14 protein-coding genes and 1 tRNA gene are annotated in these 13,338 nt (G+C 71.2%); 8 read left to right on the top strand and 7 right to left on the bottom strand.

Annotated features, from left to right (window positions below):
• Nucleotides 1-195 precede the first annotated feature (195 nt).
• The 5 genes from EDC36_RS04125 to EDC36_RS04105 all read right to left on the bottom strand — a co-directional run bounded on the left by EDC36_RS04125 (nucleotide 196) and on the right by EDC36_RS04105 (nucleotide 3,871).
• Nucleotides 196-288: transfer RNA gene (locus EDC36_RS04125), tRNA-Ser, on the bottom strand.
• A 44-nt stretch (nucleotides 289-332) separates the two neighbouring features.
• Nucleotides 333-1,631: a tryptophan--tRNA ligase gene (locus tag EDC36_RS04120; protein ID WP_132961985.1), complete on the bottom strand. Its 1,299-nt coding sequence runs from the start codon at nucleotides 1,629-1,631 to the stop codon at nucleotides 333-335.
• Between the two features lie 31 nt (nucleotides 1,632-1,662).
• A complete protein-coding gene (locus EDC36_RS04115) occupies nucleotides 1,663-2,331 on the bottom strand; it encodes a site-2 protease family protein (RefSeq protein ID WP_132961984.1) in 669 nt (222 codons plus the stop codon).
• A gap of 25 nt (nucleotides 2,332-2,356) precedes the next feature.
• The gene (locus EDC36_RS04110; RefSeq protein ID WP_132961983.1) at nucleotides 2,357-2,995 is read right to left on the bottom strand and encodes an L-threonylcarbamoyladenylate synthase; all 639 of its coding nucleotides are present in this window, start codon (nucleotides 2,993-2,995) and stop codon (nucleotides 2,357-2,359) included.
• Between the two features lie 18 nt (nucleotides 2,996-3,013).
• Nucleotides 3,014-3,871, bottom strand: a complete 858-nt coding sequence (locus EDC36_RS04105; RefSeq protein WP_132961982.1) for a 3',5'-nucleoside bisphosphate phosphatase — start codon at nucleotides 3,869-3,871, stop codon at nucleotides 3,014-3,016.
• Between the two features lie 39 nt (nucleotides 3,872-3,910).
• Here EDC36_RS04105 and murJ point away from each other — a divergent pair, with 39 nt between their 5' ends.
• Nucleotides 3,911-5,473 (top strand): murein biosynthesis integral membrane protein MurJ, encoded by a 1,563-nt coding sequence (murJ, locus tag EDC36_RS04100; protein WP_132961981.1) that lies wholly within the window; start codon nucleotides 3,911-3,913, stop codon nucleotides 5,471-5,473.
• 4 nt (nucleotides 5,474-5,477) lie between these two features.
• Nucleotides 5,478-6,329 (top strand): SirB1 family protein, encoded by an 852-nt coding sequence (locus tag EDC36_RS04095; protein WP_132961980.1) that lies wholly within the window; start codon nucleotides 5,478-5,480, stop codon nucleotides 6,327-6,329.
• A gap of 11 nt (nucleotides 6,330-6,340) precedes the next feature.
• On the opposite strand, the gene purM is transcribed toward EDC36_RS04095, so the two are convergent.
• On the bottom strand, nucleotides 6,341-7,372 hold the full coding sequence (purM, locus tag EDC36_RS04090) for a phosphoribosylformylglycinamidine cyclo-ligase (RefSeq protein ID WP_132961979.1): 1,032 nt from the start codon (nucleotides 7,370-7,372) through the stop codon (nucleotides 6,341-6,343).
• A gap of 38 nt (nucleotides 7,373-7,410) precedes the next feature.
• Between purM and EDC36_RS04085 the strand changes: the two genes are divergently transcribed.
• Genes EDC36_RS04085 through folK form a run of 5 tightly spaced genes read left to right on the top strand, consistent with a single transcriptional unit; the run spans nucleotide 7,411 to nucleotide 11,978 of the window.
• Nucleotides 7,411-8,490 carry an AI-2E family transporter gene (locus EDC36_RS04085; protein ID WP_132961978.1) on the top strand — a complete coding sequence of 360 codons (1,080 nt, stop codon included), beginning with the start codon at nucleotides 7,411-7,413 and terminating at the stop codon, nucleotides 8,488-8,490.
• A 3-nt stretch (nucleotides 8,491-8,493) separates the two neighbouring features.
• Entirely contained in the window at nucleotides 8,494-9,201 is a 708-nt protein-coding gene (hda, locus tag EDC36_RS04080; RefSeq protein WP_132961977.1) for a DnaA regulatory inactivator Hda, read from the top strand.
• Nucleotides 9,198-9,923, top strand: a complete 726-nt coding sequence (locus EDC36_RS04075) for an HAD family hydrolase (RefSeq protein ID WP_185971222.1) — start codon at nucleotides 9,198-9,200, stop codon at nucleotides 9,921-9,923. Before hda ends, EDC36_RS04075 begins: the two co-directional genes overlap by 4 nt.
• Nucleotides 9,920-11,518, top strand: a complete 1,599-nt coding sequence (pcnB, locus tag EDC36_RS04070) for a polynucleotide adenylyltransferase PcnB (protein WP_132961976.1) — start codon at nucleotides 9,920-9,922, stop codon at nucleotides 11,516-11,518. The genes EDC36_RS04075 and pcnB overlap by 4 nt, the downstream gene beginning before the upstream one ends.
• Nucleotides 11,511-11,978 (top strand): 2-amino-4-hydroxy-6-hydroxymethyldihydropteridine diphosphokinase, encoded by a 468-nt coding sequence (folK, locus tag EDC36_RS04065; protein WP_132961975.1) that lies wholly within the window; start codon nucleotides 11,511-11,513, stop codon nucleotides 11,976-11,978. Before pcnB ends, folK begins: the two co-directional genes overlap by 8 nt.
• A 22-nt stretch (nucleotides 11,979-12,000) precedes the next feature.
• Here the strand turns inward: folK and pdxH are convergent, their stop codons facing one another.
• Nucleotides 12,001-12,633 carry a pyridoxamine 5'-phosphate oxidase gene (gene pdxH / locus EDC36_RS04060; RefSeq protein ID WP_132961974.1) on the bottom strand — a complete coding sequence of 211 codons (633 nt, stop codon included), beginning with the start codon at nucleotides 12,631-12,633 and terminating at the stop codon, nucleotides 12,001-12,003.
• 42 nt (nucleotides 12,634-12,675) lie between these two features.
• On the opposite strand from pdxH, the gene EDC36_RS04055 reads away from it, so the two are divergent.
• Nucleotides 12,676-13,305, top strand: coding sequence for a YceD family protein (locus EDC36_RS04055; RefSeq protein WP_132961973.1), 630 nt, complete (start codon nucleotides 12,676-12,678; stop codon nucleotides 13,303-13,305).
• The last annotated feature ends 33 nt before the right edge of the window (nucleotides 13,306-13,338 follow it).

Here is a 13,338-nt window from a genome sequence, read left to right as displayed (position 1 = left end):
CCCAGACCCTACGACCGCAACGCGCACCGACGCCGCGCCCCGGGGTGGATGCCTGGTGAGCCGGTCGTTCACACTGCCCTTGGCGCCCCATCGACCCTGTGGCGGGCGCCGCTTTGCGCCGACGCGCGGCCAAATGCTGCTGATGCGTGGTGCCCCCCGCATCCGAACGGCTGGCCCTCTTGGGGCCGGATGCGGTGGCGGAGAGAGAGGGATTCGAACCCTCGATACGGGGAAGACCCGTATACCGGATTTCGAGTCCGGCGCATTCGACCACTCTGCCATCTCTCCGCGGTCGAACCGAAGCTCCGCATTGTAGCAGGCCGCGGGCTGGTTCAGGCGTCGCGCAGCAGCGCCAGCGCGGCTTCGACCTGCTCGGCGTCGGCGTGGGCCGCCACCTGCTCGTGCAGATCGGCGCAGGCGGCCCAGCCCTCGGCTTTGAGCCGCGCCACCGCCTGGCCGGCCTGGCGCGGGGACTCGAAGCCCGTGCTTTGCAGCAGCAGGTGGCCTTTGGCGTCGGTGAGCTTGAAGTAAAACCGCCCGTTGGCCTCGCGGTATTGTTTGAACATGGGGCGCGCGGCCTTGGCGTCGGTGGCGGGTGTGGGCGCAGGGGCCAGGTCGGCCAGCGACCGCAGGCCAACCGCCCGCCGCAGCCGCTGCGCCAGCGGTGTGGTCACCGCGCGTGCCTTGGCAGCACCGGCTTGCAAGATGGCTTCGACGCGCGCGGGGTCGGCCATCAAGTCGTCGTAGGTGGCGCGCAGCGGCGCGATTTCGCGGTCGATGCGCTCGAACAGGCGCTGCTTGGCTTCGCTCCAGGCGAGGCCGGCGGCCAGGTCGCGCGCGAACTGTGCGGTTTCGTCGGCGCTGGCGAACGCCTGGTAGAGCTGGAACACGGCGTTGCCCTCGGTGGGTTTGGGTTCGCCCGGCGCGCGCGAGTCGGTGACGATGCCCATGATGAGGCGGCGCAGTTGCTCGCGCGGCGCAAACAGCGGAATGACGTTGTCGTAGCTCTTGCTCATCTTGCGCCCGTCCAGGCCGGGCAGCGTGGCCACTTGCTCGTCGATGACCGCCTCGGGCAGCGTGAAGTGTTCGCCGTAGCGGTGGTTGAAGCTGGCGGCCAGGTCGCGCGCCATTTCCACGTGCTGGATCTGGTCGCGCCCCACGGGCACGCGGTGGGCGTTGAACATCAGAATGTCGGCCGCCATCAGCACCGGGTACATGAACAGCCCCATCGTCACGCCGTCGTCGGGGTCGCGCCCGTCGGCGACGTTTTTGTCCACCGCGGCCTTGTAGGCGTGCGCGCGGTTGAGCAGCCCCTTGCCGCACACGCACGACAGCAGCCAGGTCAGTTCCGGGATTTCCGGGATGTCGGACTGGCGGTAAAACGTCACGCGCTCCGGGTCCAGCCCACAGGCGATCCAGGTGGCGGCGATGTCCAGCGTCGAGCGCTGCACGCGCACCGGGTCGTGGGTGGAGATGAGGGCGTGGTAATCGGCCAGGAACAGAAAGCTTTCGATGCCCGGCTCGCGGCTGGCGCGCACGGTGGGGCGAATGGCCCCGACGTAGTTGCCCAGGTGGGGGGTGCCCGAGGGCTTGATGCCGGTGAGGACGCGCACGGTTGCGGGGGTTGGCATGATCGGAACAGACGACAGGTGGGGTAGGGCGTCAGAACAGCAGCCAGCGCAGCGGCGCCAGCACCAGTTGGATGGCCTGCAGGGTCAACTGCATCAACGGACGCAGCCACAGCGCGCTGACGACACCGGTGATGACCAACGCCATCACGATAAAAAAGCCGTACGGCTCCACGCGCGACAGCGCCAGCGCCTGGCGCAGCGGCAGCAGGCCCACCAGGATGCGTCCGCCGTCCAGCGGCGGCAGCGGAAACAGGTTGAAGGCGAACATCACCACGTTGACCAGCACGCCGGCGCGCGCCATGCTGTGAAAGAACGGCTCTTCGATGGCCAGCGCCGCCAGCAGGTAGCCCAGCGCCGCCCACAGCAGCGCCTGCGCCAGGTTGGCGCCGGGGCCGGCCAGCGCCACCCAGACCATGTCGCGCTTGGGGTGGCGCAGGCGCCCAAAATCCACCGGCACCGGTTTGGCGTAGCCGAACAGGAAGTTGCCCGCGGTGGCAAAGTACAGCAGCAGCGGCATCAGCACGGTGCCGATGGGGTCGATGTGCGGCAACGGGTTGAGCGTGATGCGGCCCAGCCGCTCGGCCGTGGGGTCGCCGAAGTGGCGCGCGGCGTAGCCGTGCGCGGCTTCGTGCACGGTGATGGCGAACAGCACCGGCAGCGCGTACACGGCGACGGTTTGGATCAACGCGGCGAGGTCCATGCGCGTATTGTCGCAGCCGCTTGGGTCAGGCCAGGCCCAAGGCCGCCAGTGCCCCGCGTCCGTGGCGGATGACCACCGGATCGTCGCCGCGCCCCATGGGGGTGAGGTCCACCACCGTGGTCGGCTCGGCAGGGCAGGCGCCCGCATCCAGCACCGCGGCCAGCTCGTGCTGCAGCCGCGTCTGGATCTCGTGCGCGTCGTTGAGCGGCGTGTCGTCGCCGGGCAGCAGCAGCGTGGTGGCCAGCAGCGGCGCGCCGTGGCCTTGCAGCAGCGCCAGCGTCACCGCGTGGTCGGGCACGCGCAGGCCGATGGTTTTGCGCGCCGGGTGGCTGACGCGCCGCGGCACTTCCTTGGTGGCTTCGAGGATGAAGGTGTAGGGCCCCGGCGTGGCGGCCTTGAGCAAGCGGTACTGGCGGTTGTCCACACGGGCGTACTGCGCCAGCTCCGACAGGTCACGGCACAGCAGCGTCAGGTGGTGGCGCTCGTCCACGCCGCGGATGCGACGCAGCCGCTCCACGGCGCCCTTGTCGTCCAGGTGGCACACCAGCGCGTAGCTGGAGTCGGTGGGCACGGCCAGCACGCCGCCGCCCTGCAGCGCCTGCACGGCTTGGCGCAGCAGACGCGGCTGGGGGTTGACGGGGTGCAGCTCAAACCGTTGGGCCATGGCGGGCGCGCCTGGGTGTCAGTGCAGCACGCGGTCGGTCAGCAGCTCCCACACCGGGGTCAGGCGCCCGTCCAGGTACGGCAGCGCCCCCAGGTCGCAGTGCGATTCGGTGGGGCTGTGGAAGTCGCTGCCACGCGAGGCCGCCAGCCCAAACTCCAGCGCCAGGTCGGCGTAGCGCACCATCTCGGCGTTGCTGTGGCTGCCGGTGACGACCTCGACCGCCTGGCCACCGTGCGCTTTGAACTCGGCAAACAGCGCGTACTCCTGCGTCGGGTTGGGGTGGGCGTAGCGCGCCGGGTGGGCGATGACGGCCACGCCACCCGCCTCGCGGATCCAGCGCACCGCATCGCCCAGCTTGGCCCACTGGTGTTCGACAAAGCCGGGCTTGCCTTCGGTCAGGAAGCGGCGAAACACCTCGTGCGTGTCGCTGCACACGCCGGTCTCGACCAGGTAGCGCGCAAAGTGCGTGCGCGAGATCAGCTCCGGGTTGCCGACGTACTGCAGCGCGCCCTCGAAGGCGCCGCGGATGCCGACCGCGGCGAGCTGTTCGGCCATCGCGCGGGCACGGCGCTCGCGCCCGCCGCGCGTCTGGGCCAGCCCGTGCAGGAGTTGCGGGTCGTCCGGGTCGATGCCCAGCCCGACGATGTGCACCGTCAAGCCCGCGAAGGTGACGGAAATCTCCACCCCGCACAGGTACGGCAGGCCCAGGGCCCGCGCGGCGGCGGCGGCGCGGTGCTGGCCGCCCACTTCGTCGTGGTCGGTCAGCGCCCACAGCTCCACGCCGTTGGCGTGCGCGCGCGCGGCCAGCGCTTCGGGGTCCAGCGTGCCGTCCGAGACGGTGGAGTGGCAGTGCAGGTCGGCGTTGAGCAGGGCCATGGTGCCAACCATTGTAGGCGCGCCGCTACACTGGCGCCGATGTCGCTGTTCAAATCCGCTTCCGTCGTGTCGTTGTGGACGCTGGCGTCGCGCGTCACGGGGCTGGCGCGCGAGCTGTTGATCGCCGCCACCTTTGGCGCCAGCGCCCTGACCGACGCGTTCAACGTGGCGTTTCGCATCCCCAACCTGCTGCGGCGGCTGTTTGCCGAGGGGGCGTTTTCGCAGGCGTTCGTGCCGGTGCTGGCGGCCACGCGCGCGCAGCAGGGCGATGCGGCCACGCGCGAGCTGATCGACCGCGTGGCCACCGTGCTGGTGGCGGCGTTGCTGGTGACGGCGCTGCTGGGCGTGCTGGCCGCCCCGCTGCTGGTGTGGGCCATGGCCGCGGGCTTGCGGCAAACGCCCCAAGGGTTCGAGGTGGCGGTGGTGCTGACGCGCTGGATGTTTCCCTACATCGGCTTCATGTCGCTGGTGGCGCTCAGCGCCGGCATCCTCAACACCTGGCGGCGCTACGCGGTGCCGGCGGCCACGCCGGTGCTGCTCAACGTGGCCATGATCGCCGCCGCGGCGTGGGGCGCGCCGTGGCTGGGCCGCCACGGGGTCGAGCCGATCTACGCGCTGGCTGGCGGCGTGATGCTGGGCGGGGTGCTGCAGCTCGGGCTGCAACTCCCCGCGCTGGCGCGGCTGGGCGCGCTGCCGCGCGTGCGCCTGGGGCCGGCGGGGTTGCGTGCGGGCTGGCAGCACCCCGGCACGCGGCGCATCCTGGCGTTGATGGCGCCGGCGCTGCTGGGGGTGGGGGTGGCGCAAATCTCGCTGCTGATCAACACCCAGATCGCGTCGCACCTGACGCCGGGCAGCGTGTCGTGGCTGACCTACGCCGACCGGCTGATGGAGTTTCCGACCGCGCTGTTGGGCGTGGCGCTGGGGGTGGTGCTGCTGCCGCAGTTGGCTGCGGCGCAGGCCAGCGGCGACGGCGCGCGCTACAGCGAGCTGCTCGACTGGGGCCTGCGCTGGGTGGTGCTGCTGGCCGTGCCCAGTGCGGTGGGGCTGTTGACGCTGGCCGAGCCGCTGGTGGCGGTGCTGTACCACTACGGCGCGTTTGGCGTGGCCGACGTGCGCCAGACCGCCACGGCCTTGATGGGCTACGGCGCCGGCTTGCTGGGGTTGGTGGCCATCAAGGTGCTGGCGCCGGGCTACTACGCCCGCCAGGACATCCGCACCCCGGTGCGCATCGCCATCGTGGTGCTGGTGTGCACGCAGGCCTTCAACGCGGTGCTGGTGCCACACCTGGCGCACGCGGGGCTGGCGCTGGCCATCGGACTGGGGGCGTTGCTCAACGCCGGCTGGCTGCTGTGGGGGTTGCGACGCCGCGGCGCCTACGCGCCGCAACCGGGCTGGGGCCGCTTTGCTGTGCAGATCGGGGTGGCGGCGGCGCTGCTGGCGGCGTACCTGCTGTGGGCGCAGCAGGCGCTGGACTGGCTGGACGCCTCGCGCCGCGTGGCGCGCATCGGCTGGATGGTGGCGGTGCTGGGCGGCGCGGCGCTGCTGTACTTTGGGGCCTTGGCGGCGCTGGGTTTGCCGCTGCGCCGATTTGTGCGAAAGTAGCACCATGGGCTGGAACGCGCAGGCGCCGACGTCGCTGGACTACTTTGCCGCGCTGGTGGCGCAGGACGAAGGCTTGCCGCTGTTGGAGGCGGTGGCCGCGGTGGCGCTGGACGAATACCCGGAGCTGGACCTGCAAGCGGTGCTGGACGACGTCGAGCGGCTGCTGCAGCGCCTGCGGCGGCGCCTGCCCGCCGATGCCGGCACGTTGCACCGGCTGCGCCTGCTCAACCACTATTTTTTCCGTGAGCTGGGCTTTGGCGGCAACATCAACGACTACTACGACCCGGACAACAGCTACCTGCACCTGGTGTTGCAGCGCCGCCGCGGGCTGCCGATCACGCTGGGGGTGTTGTGGCTGGAGCTGGCGCGCGGCATCGGGCTGCGCGCCGACGGCATCAACTTCCCCGGGCACTTTCTGGTCAAGGCGCAGTTGCCGCACGGGCAGGTGATCGTCGACCCGTTCACCGGCCAGTCGCTCAGCCGCGACGATTTGGTCGAGCGGCTCGAGCCGTACAAGCGCCGGCAGGGGCTGATCGACGACTTCGACGTGCCGGTGGAGCTGTTTTTGCAGCCGGCCGCGGCGCGCGACATCGTCGCGCGGGTGCTGCGCAACCTCAAGGAAATCCACCGCAGCGGGCACGATTGGGCGCGCCTGCTGGCGGTGACGGAGCGGCTGGTATGCCTGCTGCCCCACGACTGGGCCGAGCGGCGCGACCGCGGCCTGACCTGGGCCGAGCTGGGCCAAGCGCAGCGTGCCTTGGCCGACCTGGAGGGCTACCTGCACCACCAGCCCGATGCCAGCGACGCGGACACGGTGGCCGCGCGCGTGCAGGCGTTGCGCCAGGGCTTGGGCTGACGCGCGCCGCGTCAGCGCACCTCGACCGGAGCGCCGTCCCCACGCGGCGCGATGGTGCCGATCGTGTACACCGTCTCCCCCTGGGCGCGCAGCGTCGCTGCGGTGGCGTCGGCGTGGTCGGCACCGACCACGACCACCATGCCGATGCCGTTGTTGAAGGTGCGGTTCATCTCGTGGTCGTCGATGCCGGCGGTGCGCTGCAGCCAGGCGAACAACTCCGACCGCGGCCAGCTGCCCTTGACCAAGTGGGCCGCCAGCCCCTGCGGCAGCACGCGCGGGATATTTTCCAGCAGCCCACCACCGGTGATGTGCGCCAGCGCCTTGATTGGGTGTTGCTGCAAAGCCGCCAGCACCGGTTTGACGTACAGGCGCGTGGGCGCCATGATGGCTTCGCGCAAGGGGCGGCCGTCCAGCGTGCTGGGCAGGTTGTTTGCGGCGCGCTCCAGGCACTTGCGCACCAGGCTAAAGCCGTTGGAGTGCACGCCGTTGGAGGCCAGCCCCAGCACCACGTCACCCACCTGCACGGCAGCGCCGGTGAGGATGCGCGACTTTTCCACCACGCCGACGCAAAACCCGGCCAGGTCGTACTCGCCCGGCGGGTACATGCCGGGCATTTCGGCCGTTTCGCCGCCGATGAGCGCGCAGCCCGACTGCTCACAGCCCGCCGCGATGCCAGCCACCACCCGCGCGGCGGTGTCCACATCCAGCTTGCCACAGGCGAAGTAGTCGAGGAAAAACAGCGGCTCAGCCCCTTGCACCAGCACGTCGTTGACGCTCATGGCCACGAGGTCGATGCCGACCGTGTCGTGCATGTCCCACGCGAACGCCAGCTTGAGCTTGGTGCCGACACCGTCGGTGCCGCTGACCAGCACCGGCTCCCGGTAGCGCTTGGGGATTTCGAACAGCGCGCCAAAGCCGCCGATGCCGGCCAGCACGCCGTCACGCAAGGTGCGCTTGGCCAGCGGTTTGATGCGCTCCACCAGCGCGTCACCGGCGTCGATGTCGACGCCGGCGTCTTTGTAGGAAAGGGGTGTCGTGTTCATGGGGTCGGTACAATCCGGCCCGATTGTACGGTGACCCGATGCCCCCCACGCTGAAACTTCAACAGGCCTTGCCGTGGCTGGCCCTGGCGCTGGCCACGTGGTGGCTGGTGGGGCGGCTGGCGCCGGTGCTGTTTCCGCTGCTGTTGGCGCTGGTGCTGGCGTACATCCTGGCGCCGCTGGTGCAATGGCTGCACCAGCGCCGGGTGCCCCGTTGGCTGGGGGCGGGGTTGGCCATCGCGCTGGTGTGCACGCTGCTGCTGGCGTTGGTGCTGATCATCGTGCCGGTCATCGTCAAACAGTGGCCGCTGCTGCGCGAGCAGATTCCGGCGCTGCTGGAGCGTCTCAACGCGTGGCTGGTGCCGCATGCGCGCCGGCTGGGGCTGGACATCGCGGTCGACGTCGACGGCGTGCGCCAGTTGCTGCGCAACCTGCTCAGCGGCCACGAGGAGCAGGTGCTGGCGCACCTGCTGTCGTCGCTGCGCATCGGCGGCAGCCTGCTGGTGGCGGTGCTGGGCAACGCGGTGTTGATGCCGGTGGTGGCCTACTACCTGTTGCTGGACTGGCCGGCGTTGGGCGCGCGCGTGCAGGCGCTGGTGCCGCCGCGCTGGCGCGCGGCGCTGAGCGGCTGGTGGGCGGAGACCGACGCGGTGCTGGGGCAGTACGTGCGCGGGCAGCTGCTGGTGATGGGGACGCTGGCCGTGTACTACGCGCTGGCGCTGTGGCTGGTGGGGCTGGATCTGGCGCTGCCGGTGGGGGTGTTCACGGGGCTGGCGGTGTTCGTGCCGTACGTGGGCTTTGGCGTCGGGCTGGTGCTGGCGTTGCTGGCGGCGCTGCTGCAGTTTGCCGACCCATGGTCGGTGGCCGCGGTGGCGGCGGTGTACGGTGTGGGCCAGGTGCTGGAGAGCTTTGTGCTCACCCCGCGCTGGGTGGGCGAACGCATCGGCCTGCACCCGGTGGCGGTGATTTTTGCGTTGATGGCGTTTGGGCACTTGTTCGGTTTCGTCGGTGTGTTGCTGGCGCTGCCGGCTTCGGCGGTGGCGCTGGTGGCGCTGCGGCGGCTGCAGGCGCTGTACCTCAGCAGCCCCCTGTTTGGCCCGCCGCCCACGCGCGGGGAGTGAGGCGTGCGCCAGTTGACGCTCGACCTGGGGCTGGCGCCGTTGCCCACGCTGCACGCCTTTGTGCCCGAGGGCAACGAAGAGGCCGTGGCGCTGCTGCGCCAGTGGTTGCAGCAACGGCCGGCGGTGCCGCTGTACCTGTGGGGGCCACCGGCCAGCGGCAAGACGCACCTGCTGCGCGCTGCCGTGCAGGCGCTGGCCGAGCAGGGCGAATGCGCGGGGTGGCTGGATGCGCGTGGCGCCCAGCCGCAGCCTTTCGACGAGCGCTGGGCCGCCATCGTGCTGGACGACGTGCACCGCTACGACCCGTTGCGGCAGGCGGCGGCGTTCAACTGGTTCGTCCATGCCCAGGCGCCCGACCGTGGCGCGCCGCGCCCGGTGCTGGCGGCGGGCGACGTTCCACCGGCGCAGCTGCCGTTGCGCGCCGACCTGCGCAGCCGCCTGGCCTGGGGTCAGGTGCAGGGCCTGCGGCCGCTGTCCGAAGCGGCCTGCCGTGCGGTGCTGCAGCAGGCCGCCCAGGCGCGCGGCTTCACCCTGCCGCCCGAGGTGCTGGACTACGTGCTGACGCGTTGGGCGCGTGACCTGGGCAGCCTGATGGACCTGCTGCAGCGGCTGGACGCCTACGCGCTGCGCACCCAGCGGGCGGTGACGGTGCCGCTGCTGCGCGCCATGCTGGCCGACGACGCGCACGAACGGGAGGACACCCCTCGATGACGACGCTGCCCGCACCAGCCTCCACCACGCGCGACGCCGCAGGGCGCGTGCCGGTGGCGCTGTTCGACCTGGACCACACGCTGCTGCCGCTGGACTCGGACTACGAATGGGGGGTGTTCACCACCCGCATCGGCTGGACCGATCCGGTGGCGTTTGCGCGCCGCAACGACGCCTTTTTTGCCGACTACCAGGCGGGCCGCCTGGACGTGCACGCGTACGTGGCGTTTGCCACCGAGGCGATCCGCCGCGCCGGCCCGCAGGCCGCGGCGGCGGCGCACGCGCGCTTCATGGCCGAGGTCATCGAGCCCGTGCTGCGGCCCGAAGCGCGCGCGCTGGTGGCGGCGCACCGCGCACGCGGCGAGCGCGTGGCCATCGTCACCGCCACCAACGAATTTGTCACCGCCCCGATCGCGCGCGCGCTGGGGGTGGACGAACTGATCGCCGTGCGGCTGCAGCGCGACGCCAGCGGCTGGATCACCGGCGGCATTGACGGCGTGCCGTCGTTTCGCGAAGGCAAGGTGCAGCGCGTGCAGGCGTGGCTGCAGCAGCAAGGCTTGTCGCGCGAGCAGGCGCACCTAACGTTTTATTCCGACTCGACCAACGACCTGCCGCTGCTGCAGTACGCCGACGTGCCCGTGGCCACCAACCCCAGCGCGGCGCTGCGCACGCTGGCGCGCCAGCGCGGCTGGCGTATCCTCGACCTGTTCGAGCCCAAGCCATGATCAAAACACTGATCGACAAACTGCTGGACAAAACCGTGCGCACCACGCTGCGCCGCCCCCGGTGGGGCAAGCGCGAGGACGTGCCGGCGACGGTGCACGGCATCGACCCCTCCCTGGTCGACGGGCGTGCCATCGACGTGGTGCACACGCTCAAGCGCGCCGGCTACGAGGCCTACATCGTGGGCGGCGCGGTGCGCGACCTGCTGCTGGGCCTGCGGCCCAAGGACTTCGACGTGGCCACCAACGCCACGCCCGAGCAGGTCAAAGCGCTGTTTCGGCGCGCGTTCATCATCGGGCGACGCTTTCGCATCGTGCACGTGGTGTTTGGGCGCGGACGCGAGCACGAGGTCATCGAGGTGTCGACCTTTCGCGCCTACCTCGACCCCAGCCAGGCCGAGCCGGTGGTGGGCGATGAGCGCAGCAAGCGCGCGCTGGCCGGCGTGGCGCTGGCGGTGGACGCCAGCGGCCGCGTGCTGCGCGACAACGTCTGGGGGCCGATCGAGCAAGACGCGGCGCGGCGCGACTTCACCATCAACGCCATGTACTACGACCCGGAAACGCAGACCGTGGTCGACTTTCACCATGGCATCCGCGACGCGCGCAAGCGCGTCATCCGCATGATCGGCGACCCGGCCACGCGTTACCGCGAGGACCCGGTGCGCATCATCCGCGCGGTGCGCTTCGAGGCCAAGTTGAGCCGCCTGGGCTTCAAGCTGGACGCCAAGACGCGCGCGCCGATGGCGGCCCACCTGCACCTGCTGGGCGACGTGCCGCCCAGCCGGCTGTTCGACGAAATGCTCAAATTGCTGCAAACGGGGCACGCCATCGCCAGCGTCGAAGCGCTGCGTGCCCATGGCTTGGACCGCGGCATTTACCCGCTGTTGGACGTGGTGGTGGAGCGTGCCGACGAGCCGTTGGTGCGTGCGGCGCTGCTGGACACCGACCGCCGTGTGGCCGAGGGCAAGCCCGTGGCGCCGAGCTTTTTGCTGGCCTGCGTGCTGTGGCAGGACGTGCGTGCGGCGTGGCAGCGCCGGGTGCAGGCGGGCACGCCCACCTTTCCGGCGCTGGCCGAAGCGGTGGACGAGGTGTTTGAGGCGCGCATCGGCGACGTGTCGGGCCGCGGCAAGTTGGGCGCCGACATGCGCGAGATCTGGATGATGCAGCCGCGCTTCGACAAGCGCACCGGGCAGTCGCCGTTCACGCTGGTGGAGGCGCCGCGCTTTCGCGCCGGGTTCGACTTTTTGCGCCTGCGCGCGCAGGTGGGTGAAGTCGAGGAGGAACTGGCCCACTGGTGGGAGACGTTCAGCCAGGCCAGCGAGCCGGTGCGGCGCGACATGATCGAAGCCGTGCGGCTGGAGCAGCAGCGCGCCCAGCGTGCCGGCAAGGGCACGCGGAGCCGGCGCACGCGCGCCGACGACGCGCCTGCCCAGGCGGCGCCCGCCACGCCGGCGGCCGACGCCGTGCCGCCAGCGCCCGATGACGCGCAGGCCAGCGCAGATGCCCCGGCCCGCAAGCGCCGGCGTCGCCGCCGCAAGCCCTCCGGTGGCGGCCAAGGGGACGGCGCCGCGCCCGACACCGGTGCCCCCGATGCGTGACGCGGTGATGGCCTACGTGGGCCTGGGGGCCAACCTGGGCGATGCGGCGGCGCGGTTGCGCACGGCGCTGGGTTGGCTCGACGAGCTGCCGCAGACCCGTTGCGTGGCGGCTTCGGGGTTGTGGCGCAGCGCGCCGGTGGACGCCGACGGCCCCGACTACTGCAACGCCGTGGCAGCGCTGCGCACGCACCTGACGGCGCCTGCGCTGCTGCAGGCGTTGCTGGCGCTGGAGGCGCGTGCGGGCCGCCAGCGACCATACCGCAACGCCCCGCGCACGCTGGACCTGGACCTGCTGCTGTACGGCGGCGCGCGCATCGCGTCGCCGTGGCTGACGGTGCCGCACCCGCGTCTGGCGCAGCGCGCGTTTGTGCTCGTGCCGCTGCGCGAGGTGGCCCCGCATCTGGTCGATGCCGCCGCGCTGGACGCGGTGGCCGGGCAGGCCATCCGCCCTTGGGACTGACCCAGCGCTTGACCGCCAGGGCTCAGGGCGCCAGGCGCTCGCGAACCCACTGGCCGTCGTGCCACCGGTAGCGCAGCCGGTCGTGCAGCCGGCTCTTGCGTCCTTGCCAGAACTCCCAACGGTCGGGCTTGAGCCGGTAGCCCCCCCAGTGCGGCGGGCGCGGCGGGTTCATCAGAAATTGCGCCGCGTACTTGGCGGCGTTGGCCACCAGCACCGCACGGCTGTCGATCACCTCGCTTTGCGGGCTGGCCCACGCGCCGATGCGGTGGTCCAGCGGCCGGCTGGCGAAGTAGGCGTCGCTTTCTTCGGCGCTGACGGGTTCGACCACCCCCTCGATGCGCACCACGCGCTCCAGCTCCACCCAGTGGAACTGCAACGCGGCGTAGGGGTTGCCGGCCAGCTCGCGCCCCTTGCGGCTGTGGTAGTTGGTGTACCAGACGATGCCGCGCTCGTCGTAGCCCTTGATCAGCACCACGCGCGTGCTGGGCCGCAGGTCGCTGCCCACGGTGGCCAGCGTCATCGCGTTGGGTTCGGGCAGTTCGGCGCGGATCGCCTCCTGCAGCCACTGGTCGAACTGGCGCAGCGGGTCGGGGTGCGACGCTTCCTCGCTCAGCTCGGCCTTTTCGTAACTTTTGCGCAACGCGGCGATGTCCATGCGGGCAAGTATCGCACGCGCCGCCGGGGGATAATGCGCCGCATGCACGACACCGCCCTGCACGATTGGATCGACCTGGATGCGCTGGCGCGCAGCGGCCAGTGGCTCGAGGGGCGGCAGCCCATCGACCGCCTGGCGCGCGTGCGCGCCGAGGCCCCTGAGCTCGACGCGCGTGACCACGCCGGCGTGGCCTGGCGCGTCTGGGCCGAGTGGCGCGAGCCGCCCGCGGCGGTGGCCGCCGCACTGCGCGCGCTGGGTGGCGCGCCGGCGGCACGGCAGCTGTGGCTGCGGCTGCAGGTCCACGGCGCGGTGCCGTTGGTGTGCCAGCGTTGCCTGGAGCCGTACTGGCAGCCGCTCGAGGTGGATCGGTGGTTTCGGTTCGTCGCCGACGAAGCCACCGCCGAGGCCGAGGACGAGCACTGCGAAGAAGATCTGCTGGTGCGCAGCGGCCCACGCTTCGACCTGCGGGGCCTGATCGAAGACGAGCTGCTGCTGGCGGCGCCGTTGGTGCCGCACCACCTGCAGTGCCCCACACCGTTGCCGTTGGCAGCAGGCGACCGCTTGGGCGCCGTGGACCACCTGCCCGATGCCAAAGTCAGCGACGATGCGGCTGCCGCGCCGCGCCAACCGCTTGCGGTGCTGGCCAGCTTGCGCAAAGGCGGCAAGCTATAATATGAAGTTTCGTTGTCAGCCCCACCCACGGTA

Origin of the sequence: Tepidimonas ignava (assembly GCF_004342625.1) — a bacterium.
Taxonomy (GTDB): Bacteria; Pseudomonadota; Gammaproteobacteria; order Burkholderiales; family Burkholderiaceae_C; genus Tepidimonas; species Tepidimonas ignava.
The sequence above is the reverse complement of the archived record's forward strand: the minus strand, read 5'-3'. Positions and strand labels throughout refer to the sequence as shown.

Bases quoted from the DNA above. Each gene is read 5' to 3' on its own strand.
- EDC36_RS04120 (WP_132961985.1), bottom strand. From the start codon at position 1,631: ATGCCAACCCCCGCAACCGTGCGCGTCCTCACCGGCATCAAGCCCTCG.
- EDC36_RS04115 (WP_132961984.1), bottom strand. From the start codon at position 2,331: ATGGACCTCGCCGCGTTGATCCAAACCGTCGCCGTGTACGCGCTGCCG.
- EDC36_RS04110 (WP_132961983.1), bottom strand. From the start codon at position 2,995: ATGGCCCAACGGTTTGAGCTGCACCCCGTCAACCCCCAGCCGCGTCTG.
- EDC36_RS04105 (WP_132961982.1), bottom strand. From the start codon at position 3,871: ATGGCCCTGCTCAACGCCGACCTGCACTGCCACTCCACCGTCTCGGAC.
- murJ (WP_132961981.1), top strand. From the start codon at position 3,911: ATGTCGCTGTTCAAATCCGCTTCCGTCGTGTCGTTGTGGACGCTGGCG.
- EDC36_RS04095 (WP_132961980.1), top strand. From the start codon at position 5,478: ATGGGCTGGAACGCGCAGGCGCCGACGTCGCTGGACTACTTTGCCGCG.
- purM (WP_132961979.1), bottom strand. From the start codon at position 7,372: ATGAACACGACACCCCTTTCCTACAAAGACGCCGGCGTCGACATCGAC.
- EDC36_RS04085 (WP_132961978.1), top strand. From the start codon at position 7,411: ATGCCCCCCACGCTGAAACTTCAACAGGCCTTGCCGTGGCTGGCCCTG.
- EDC36_RS04075 (WP_185971222.1), top strand. From the start codon at position 9,198: ATGACGACGCTGCCCGCACCAGCCTCCACCACGCGCGACGCCGCAGGG.
- pcnB (WP_132961976.1), top strand. From the start codon at position 9,920: ATGATCAAAACACTGATCGACAAACTGCTGGACAAAACCGTGCGCACC.
- folK (WP_132961975.1), top strand. From the start codon at position 11,511: ATGCGTGACGCGGTGATGGCCTACGTGGGCCTGGGGGCCAACCTGGGC.
- pdxH (WP_132961974.1), bottom strand. From the start codon at position 12,633: ATGGACATCGCCGCGTTGCGCAAAAGTTACGAAAAGGCCGAGCTGAGC.
- EDC36_RS04055 (WP_132961973.1), top strand. From the start codon at position 12,676: ATGCACGACACCGCCCTGCACGATTGGATCGACCTGGATGCGCTGGCG.